General features: G+C 38.9%; 6 protein-coding genes and 1 rRNA gene. All 7 read right to left on the bottom strand.

Annotation, left to right across the window (positions count from 1 at the left end; all coding sequences use genetic code 11):
- The coding region (locus tag G601_RS26525) for a hypothetical protein (RefSeq protein ID WP_035790800.1) at positions 1–1,675 on the bottom strand (1,675 nt) is incomplete at its 3' end.
- A gap of 109 nt (positions 1,676–1,784) precedes the next feature.
- Entirely contained in the window at positions 1,785–2,693 is a 909-nt protein-coding gene (locus tag G601_RS0113835) for a chemotaxis protein (protein ID WP_026493636.1), read from the bottom strand.
- 230 nt (positions 2,694–2,923) lie between these two features.
- On the bottom strand, positions 2,924–4,609 hold the full coding sequence (locus G601_RS0113830) for a GGDEF domain-containing protein (protein ID WP_026665714.1): 1,686 nt from the start codon (positions 4,607–4,609) through the stop codon (positions 2,924–2,926).
- On the bottom strand, positions 4,602–6,284 hold the full coding sequence (locus tag G601_RS0113825; RefSeq protein WP_207638057.1) for a sensor domain-containing diguanylate cyclase: 1,683 nt from the start codon (positions 6,282–6,284) through the stop codon (positions 4,602–4,604). The genes G601_RS0113830 and G601_RS0113825 overlap by 8 nt, the downstream gene beginning before the upstream one ends.
- Before the next feature lie 106 nt (positions 6,285–6,390).
- On the bottom strand, positions 6,391–7,866 hold the full coding sequence (locus G601_RS27240; RefSeq protein ID WP_081673531.1) for a GNAT family N-acetyltransferase: 1,476 nt from the start codon (positions 7,864–7,866) through the stop codon (positions 6,391–6,393).
- Positions 7,867–7,883: 17 nt separating this feature from the next.
- Entirely contained in the window at positions 7,884–8,546 is a 663-nt protein-coding gene (locus tag G601_RS25150) for a hypothetical protein (RefSeq protein ID WP_051205850.1), read from the bottom strand.
- Positions 8,547–8,638: 92 nt separating this feature from the next.
- A 23S ribosomal RNA gene (locus tag G601_RS0113810) occupies positions 8,639–8,908 on the bottom strand; the annotation flags it as partial.

The raw sequence follows: 8,908 nt of genomic DNA, 5'->3' as shown, positions 1-8,908 counted from the left end.
CAGGTGCTTCTGCCACAGGTTCTTCTGCAACAAGTTCTTCAACCGCAGGTGTCTCTTCTGCAACGGGCTGCTCTGCCTCTGCTGCAGTACCCATTTCAGCCATCATTTTCTCTATATCTGCAGGTGACATCTCTTCCGATGCTGTCTCTGCAACAGGCACTTCTACTTCTGGAATATCTTCTAATGTAATCTCAGGCGTTGCTTCTGCAACGGTTTCCTCTGCAACAGGTTCTTCAACTGCAGGAATCTCAGCTGCAGCTGTTTCTTCTACAGGTATTTCAACTGCAGGGGTCTCCTCTGCAATTGGCTGCTCTGCCTCAGCTGCTACACCCATCTCAGCCATCATCTTCTCGATATCTTCAGGAGACATTTCTTCTGACACTGTCTCCGTTGCAGGTATTTCTACTTCTGGTATATCTTCTAATGTAATCTCAGGCGTTGCTTCTGCAACGGTTTCCTCTGCAACAGGTTCTTCAACTGCAGGAATCTCAGCTGCAGATGTTTCTTCTACAGGCATTTCAACTGCAGGTGTATCCTCTGCAACTGGCGGCTCTGCCTCTGTTGCCATGCCCATTTCCGCCATCATCTTCTCAATGTCTTCAGGTGACATTTCTTCTGATGCTGTCTCTGTTGCAGGTATTTCTACTTCTGGTATATCTTCTAATGCGATCTCTGGTGTTGCTTCTGCCATAGGTTCTTCAACCATAGGCATATCCACAGCAGGCTCTTCAACTACAGGAATCTCAGCTGCTGGTATTTCTTCTACAGGTATTTCTTCTACAGGCATTTCAACCACAGGAGTTTCTTCTACCGCGGGCTGCACTTCATCTGTCATAGCCCCAAGTTCAGCCATCATTTTATCGATATCTTCAATTGACATCGCTTCTTCAGGTGCTGGTTCCTCTGCTTCCGGAACAACCGCATCCGGAATCTGTAAGTCATCAACCACGATATTCTCAGGAGCCGTGCGTGCACCTTCTCCGATTGCTGCTTTTAATTCTGCTGAATCATCATCCAGAATTTTCTCAGGATTATCCATGCTATCAAGCATGCCATCAATATCAAGCATTTCTTCGGAAATAGGTTCAGTAGACTCGATACCCGGAAGATCAAGATTATCCAGAGCAATTTCTGCAGATGAATTGTCTGTACCCATCTCCTCCTCTGGAGTTACAGGTACCATATCATCCAAGATTGCCTTTGTTGGATCTGCTTCAGCAGACTCACCAGATGCATTTGCATCATCCTCGATAAGAATTTCAGGCGCAACTTCCATAAAAGATTCTTCCGCTGCGCTCTTTTTTGACGCTTCAAGCTCCATAGCCTCTGCCCTGGCTATGGCTTCATCTAACGCAAGCTCATCAGCATCTTTTTCATACCCCTCCGGAACATCATCCCCAATCTTGTATTTAGGCAAAGACTTATCAGCAGGCGCACTAATAGCTTTCAGGACTCGGTTCATTCCTGTATCCATCAGTTCTCCGCTATCAAGTTTGCCAAGCATTTCTCCAATTTCTTTGAGATCACTGTTATTAGAAGAAACCTCTATAGCATCATCAAGATCAACGGTCTCCGCAAAATCTGTACCTGAGCTTGTCTTTGCTATCCCCGAATTGGAATCCTTTTTTAATGCTTGCAATAGTCCATCTAAATACTCTTCGTTCCTAGACTTCATGTTGCTATCTCCCCCAAAAAATCTAAAACTCCCTTCATTGTAGCAGTCATTGAAAATTGATTTTCATAACTGAAGCAATAAAGGGAGTTATAATTTACATCATATATCTTTATTTGGCATCGCCATCAGCATGAACAAGTTCATCAATTACAGCAACCAAATTACCAATTTCCGGCTTTGACAGCTGCCTGTCGGCTCCTAAGGACTCTCCTTTTCTTCTCATTTCCTCGTTTACCAGTGATGAGAAAATAATAAGCGGAATCTGCTTCGTTTCATCATCACTCTTAACAAGCTTTGTCAGGCGGTGTCCGTCCATGATAGGCATCTCGATATCAGTGATAATGCATTTAACCTTATCAAGCTGTCCTCTGTCTTTGCAGCCCTTGATATAATCGTATGCCAGCTTACCATTTTCAAAATGTCTGACATTGTCATATCCGGCTTTCTTAAGGGAATCTACAATCAGCTTATTAAGCAGCTGTGAATCCTCTGCCAAAACAATCGGGATTTCGTTCCTCTGTCTTGTGCCGATATCTGTGAGCTGAGCCACATTAAGACCGGTATTAGGATTGATATCAGATACAATTTTCTCAAAGTCAAGGATGATGATCAGTCTCTCTTCAAGCTTGATGATACCTGTTGAAATACTCTCTTCAGCCTTGGAAATAGTAGCGTTAGGTTTGATGATATCTGCCCATGAAACTCGGTGAATACCTACAACAGCATCCACATGGAAGGCAATATCCAACTTATTAAAGTTGGTAATAATGAAAAGTCCACCCGGTTTCGATGCACCTCTCTGTAAGCAATTACGCAAATCGATTGCAGTAATCATAGTATCGCGGGGCATGAATATTCCTTCAATACTTGGATGAGCGTTCGGAACTGGCGTCACTTCCTGATAAACGATAATTTCTTTAATCTTCGCAACGTTGATTCCATAGCAATGATCGTCAATTTTAAACTCTAAAACTTCAAGTTCATTAGTTCCATTTTCAAGCAAGATTTTCGATTCCATATTTTCACCTCACGCTTTGAAAAAATTGATACTTGCAATCAATTAAAAACAAACTAAAAACCGATTGAATATATATTTAATATCCTAATTAAGTATAGCATATACTATTTGAAAATAAATAGAAAAGTTTCAAAAAACCCGTGAATTGACTGTCTTTTAAGAATTCGTTTATAAGTTTTTTATACATTTCAAGATTGGTTTCGATTATCATTTTATCAGCTTTATAGTTTTTATCTTTCCGGCATTTTAAGCTCCTTATGCATATGTCTTTTATTATTATACATTCGCTCGTCTGCAAGAAGATAAACCTCATGACCATTACCTTCAACTTCACTTCTAAAAGCGTATCCGGTAGCTGCGCTCCTAATCATGCTGTGATCAGTAGCATTCATTCTTTCCAGTTTTTCGTTCATTTCGCGTATAAATTGTTCTGCAGAAAATAGCTCATCACCTGTGAGAACAACCACAAACTCATCTCCACCAATCCTTGCCGCAAAACATTTTCCCTCCATGCACTCTGTCAGTACCTGCCCAAATTCTCTTATATACTTATCTCCCATAAGATGACCAGCATTATCATTTATGACTTTTAGTCCATTCAAGTCTATGCTTATCAGGCAAAAATCATCTTCCTTTTTATAAAGGCCATCGATATATTTTTCGTATCTGGATCGGTTAGCCAGATCTGTCAATCCATCAGCGTAAGCCAGATGGGTAAGTGAACTGTACTCTTTTTTCCGTGCAAAGGACTGTGCTATGTAAATGTAATAGTTTACAAGGTTTGCAAATACCATCGCCAAAACCCCAAGGGGTACCGCCTTTTTGGACAGTATAATCTGCTCAGAAATCCCTGCAACCTCCAGTAAATAGAAAAGCACATTAAACAGAAAAGCAATAGCCAACATAGTTATGCCTACAAGCTGTATAGTCTGATATCTTGTGATGCGTTTTCTTTTTATATCCCTAAAGAGCATTATCAACATAAATATGAAGAATACCATGGCATCAAGCTGATAGAGACCAAGAAAACGATTTATATGAAGCCATCCTGAAAAGTGGCTCATTATAGGAATCATTATCACAATAGATCCTGTTAATGCGAATCCCCAAAACAATTTGCTATGCAAATAATTCTGCATGGAGCCCATAACCATATACATAAAAGGGACTGTAATGTAAAGAGAAATATATTCTATCTCAGTCTGATGGTCCCCTGTGTCTATGAAAAAATCCAGAAGCTTAAACTGTGAAAGGAACCATATTCCTAAAGTGATAAATAGAAGCGATGAATAACTCTGCATATCTATTTCTGGCACAGTACTTCTAAAGGCAACTGCTATAGCAAAAAACAAAAGTCCGAAAATGATGAGAAAAACAGAGGTTATAACAACAAACAAATTTGAAAAAATAGTATAATGTAGCACATCCATATAGCTTCCAAAAATTGGAGCTTCAAAGTAGTTATATGCATCATCTTCTGCCACATGCAGCTCAATCCTGATAATAGAAGACTCAACTCCCGTGGGCATTTGAATAAAATTATTGTCACACCCTACAAATTTATTGTCCTTCAAAAGGTCTTCAAATTTTTCTTCAATTATCCTGTCACCAACTAACACTCTGTATGCACTGAATCTGCTCTCAAAAAGAAGGGTCGGTGTCTGATAATTATTTATTCCCTTCATATCCCTGGACAGAATGATAGTATCTCCCTTATTAGTAGAATTACCAATAAGTTTTCTCAGTTCAGAAAGCCTTATGTCATGGAAATATGTATCATTGTAGTTTACATCCCACCCTTCATCCAGGATGGTAACTTTCTCCATACTATCCGGGAGAAATACATAATGAACTATCATGATCTGAATAATAAAAGTGATAAATGCAATTGTAAGAAAAAGGATTCGTCTACGCATGATGCGTCTCCTTCATTTCGTACATCCTTGAATCTGCAATATAAAAAATGTCATCGAATGACGCATTATCTGCCTCGCCACTATAGGCATAACCATAGGAAGCAGATAACTTATACATTCTTTCTCCCTCATTAAATTCCTTCATCATTTTTTCAAGTTCATTGACAGCTTTGTCGCAGCTATCTTTATCCGGACTCTGGAAAACAACTATGAACTCATCTCCACCGGTTCTTCCTATCATGTCTGCCTTCACGAATGCTTTTTTCAGGATATCAGCAAAGCTTTTTATCATTTCATCCCCTGTAGTATGCCCATAGTTGTCATTTACATACTTAAGGCGGTCCAGATCTATGCTGACTATTGCATAATCATCTTTAACAGTTGAGGTATACTGCATACATTTTGCTCTGTTTACAAGCCCTGTTAACGAATCTGTATATGCCAGTCCTTCCAGCTGCTCCTTCACGTACTCTGCATTTGAATTTTCAATACCATGAAAGAAGTAATACATAAACAGACAGAAAGTAAAATACAGTGCTCCAAGCGAAAGGAAATTTATATCCTTTAAAAATCCCTGCACTTTTCCCGTTCCCTGTAAATAATAGAACTTGAATATTTCCAGCAGCGCAAAAATAAGGATTAAAAAGCCCCCAAACAATAAATAATCATCTGAATTAATGCCTGTATAGGTTGGAGATTCCCTCTTGTTTTTTTGTCTTTTTATCACTCCACGAAAAGTAGATAAAAAGAGAACTACTATTTCTACTACTTCAATAGTTTGAACTACCAGAACATATTTCTGTATATGCGCAATATTTAATACGTGAAGACTAATAAGAACAAAAGGCATAATTATGTTAATTGCAAGAATTATCCTCTGCCAATAAACAGCGATATCCGGAATAGTTAAATAAAAAAGAAGGCTTATTGAAACCGGCACGAAATACAGAGCAACATACTCCGCTACTGAAAAGAAATAATCATGATCACTTATAAGCCAGAAAATGTCATTATACGCATAAGTGTAGAAACCAAATAGAAATGCTGTAGCAGCACTGTAAATAATTGAAAATCTTTTTCCATGATAAAGAAAAAGATATGCTCCAAGTGAAAAAAGCAGGCAGGCATACATTCCCAGAAAACCGCCTATGAATATAGCCAGTCTCTTATGCTGAATAAAATTTTTTATCAAATCATTTCTTGATCCAAAATAGCCTGCATAAATTCCCTTTACAGCACCATCTTCAGCCATTTTTAAATCAATTACTATATCATAGGAGTCTCTGCCTTCCTCCAATGCTACAAGATGATATCTCTTTGGAACATATTTACCTTTATCATAATATTCATGCCCATAAGAATAAATATTTACCCCATCACAATATACGTCTGCAACGGCATAACCGGTTTTAAACATCAGGGTAGGTGCCACAATCTTTGCGCAATGTATTGTAGTGGACAATGATATTGTTTCTCCCCTTCTGGTATAGCCAAGATTAATATCTGAGAGTCTGTCAGAAGGCAATAGGACACCATCACGGCTGACTGCCCAGCCGCTATCAAGCTTTTCAAACTGAAATCGTTTTGGGGTTATAAGGATACTGCTTCCAAACACAATAAGGACTAACGATAACAGAGCCATCATAACCGGAAGCATCACCATTTTATTATTCACAATTTTACGTAGCACTGTTGCCCCCTTTAAACAACAAAAGCTCCTATACAATCATTATAAATTGCATAGGAGCACCATATTATTAAATAACTATAATTTTTTTATTTTATAAAACAGTCCTTAAGAATGCATCAGCAAGCTCAGGCCACATCACTATTTCGGGATATGTGACATCAGGCCAGTATTTTACTTCTGCAAAATCCCTAAGAAGTTCTTCTCTTTTTTCATCAGATACTTCAACCTCATTATTTTTGACAGCTTCTACAGTTTTAAATGTCTGTTCGTATGTATAAGGTTCGCCAAATCTATGATTTGCCCAGTCTTCATCACCAAGTCCAAGACCATGATGCCCGAATGAGAAAACATGAAGTGCATGTCTGACTCCCGCTTTAGTAAGGGCTTCATCATATAGCAAGCTATTCTGCACCGGTACAAGATCATCAGTCGCTGTATGCCAGAGAAATGTAGGCGGAGTATTTTTTGTCACCTGCTTTTCCAATGAAAAATACTCAAGCTTATCTGCCCCAGCTTCTTCACCAATAAGTGCATTGAAGGAGTCTCTATGTGCAAACTCACCTGATGTGATAACAGGATAACAAAGAATAGCCGCATCCGGTCTGTTGCTTACAGTATTTAATTCATCATTATCATCCTTAACATCATCAAAGTGTACACTTACAGATCCGCTCAGATGCGCACCTGCTGAAAAGCCACAAATTGCAACCTTATCAGTATATATGCCGTATTTATCAGCATCCTTTCGTATAAGTCTGATTGCCCTGGATACGTCCTTCATAGGCTGATCCATTAGTGGTTCCTTGAACAGAATATTTGTTGTGTAGGTAACAACAAAAGCATTGTATCCCATCTTGTAGAATTTCTTGGCAACAATTTCTCCCTCGGTAGGTGAAACTACGCAGTAGCCTCCTCCGGGAATAACTACCATACACGGATGCTTTTGACCATCATTATGCAAATAGGTGACCATATTAGGCTTAAATCCAAAGGCCAGCGGATATGAATATTCATCATCCTCCCACAGATCAATTCGCTCAGATTTTAAGCCATGATTACCTATAAGCTTCTCCATCCATATCATGTTGTACCATCTTCCAAATTTGTATCCGCACTTATAAAAGGTACCAATCTTGGAAAATCCCAGATGTGCATGAAACTGCTCACTGTTTCTATTAAGATACTCATCCTCAACAACAGGATAGCCTATGCATGCATATAAATTTGCAATGCCTTTTTCGGATAGTCTCTTTTCAAGAGCTTCATATAAAGCTCTTCCATAGCCCTTCTTTTTACAATCCTTGTCCAGATAGATTGTGAGTTCACAGGACTTATCATAAGCCGCTCTTGCCTTAAAGGTACCTGCGTATGAATATCCGTAGATTACACCTTCATCCTCAAGCACAATGTATGGATATTTAGCAGAAATATTTTTTATCCTGTCGGTAAATTCCTCAACTGATGGTACATCATACTCGAAGGTAATAGCTGTCTCCGTCACATAATAGCTGTATATTTCCAACAATCTTGTAGCATCCTCAAGTCTTACATCCCTAATCTGAAACATCTGCTCCTCCTAAACTTTTAAATACTTTCTATAAGCATACCCTGTCTGTTAATATCAATCGCTTTATCATTTTCCTCAAGCTCAAATTTCATAAATGACTTCGGAATAGCACAAAGCGGCATAATAGAGGGCCTATCACCAATCTCAAGCTCCTCTATATGTGTTATATCACCTGATAACTCAAGTGTAGTCTGTATTGCCGCTACACATCCCCATTCCCAGATGTCAGTAATAACCTTCTTTAAATCCTCCAGAATATCCGGATCGTAGGTCACTCTTCCATTATCCCATTTCAGAAGTTCATCCTCAGGAATAATAATCGAGAATTTATACTCATCGTATTCTGTTAAATACATAATAAAAGCTCTTACCTCGGAGAATCCGTGAAAATCAAGAAAAATCTGTCTGTAATCATTCGAAAAATGCTCATCATATCCAAGCTCAAATTTATCCATGAGCTTTTTTTCATTCCAGGAAATAATAGAATCAAGAGGTTCATCCATAAATTCCCAGCTACCGCTAAAAAATTTAATCCCCTCTTTTTGAAGAATATCAATAAAATCGGCATACATGCCATTGTAGCCATCAGTTCCCCTGATACTGATATCGATTGAAAAATAAGCCGGCATCTTCTTTTCCCCATTCAAAATATTATTGGATATACAAAAAAAGATAGTCATAAAGACTATCTCCTTATCATAACCATTATTTGTGCGTTCAAAACCGAACACTGAATTTCATCTTGATCCGTTATTTTTGTTCTATATCCTTTTTGGACAAGCCCTCGACCTATTAGTACACATCAGCTGAACATGTTACCATGCTTACACCTTGTGCCTATCTACCTCATAGTCTCTAAGGGGTCTTACTGCCGAAGCAGGGATATCTCATCTTGAGGGGGGCTTCACGCTTAGATGCCTTCAGCGTTTATCCCTTCCGGACTTGGCTACCCAGCCTTATGCATCTGGCGATGCAGCTGATACACCAGCGGTCCGTCCATCCCGGTCCTCTCGTACTAAGGACAGCTCCTCTCAGATATCCT

The organism is Butyrivibrio sp. FC2001 (assembly GCF_000424125.1).
Classification (GTDB): Bacteria; Bacillota; Clostridia; order Lachnospirales; family Lachnospiraceae; genus Butyrivibrio.
This window is presented reverse-complemented; position numbering and strand designations above follow the sequence as displayed.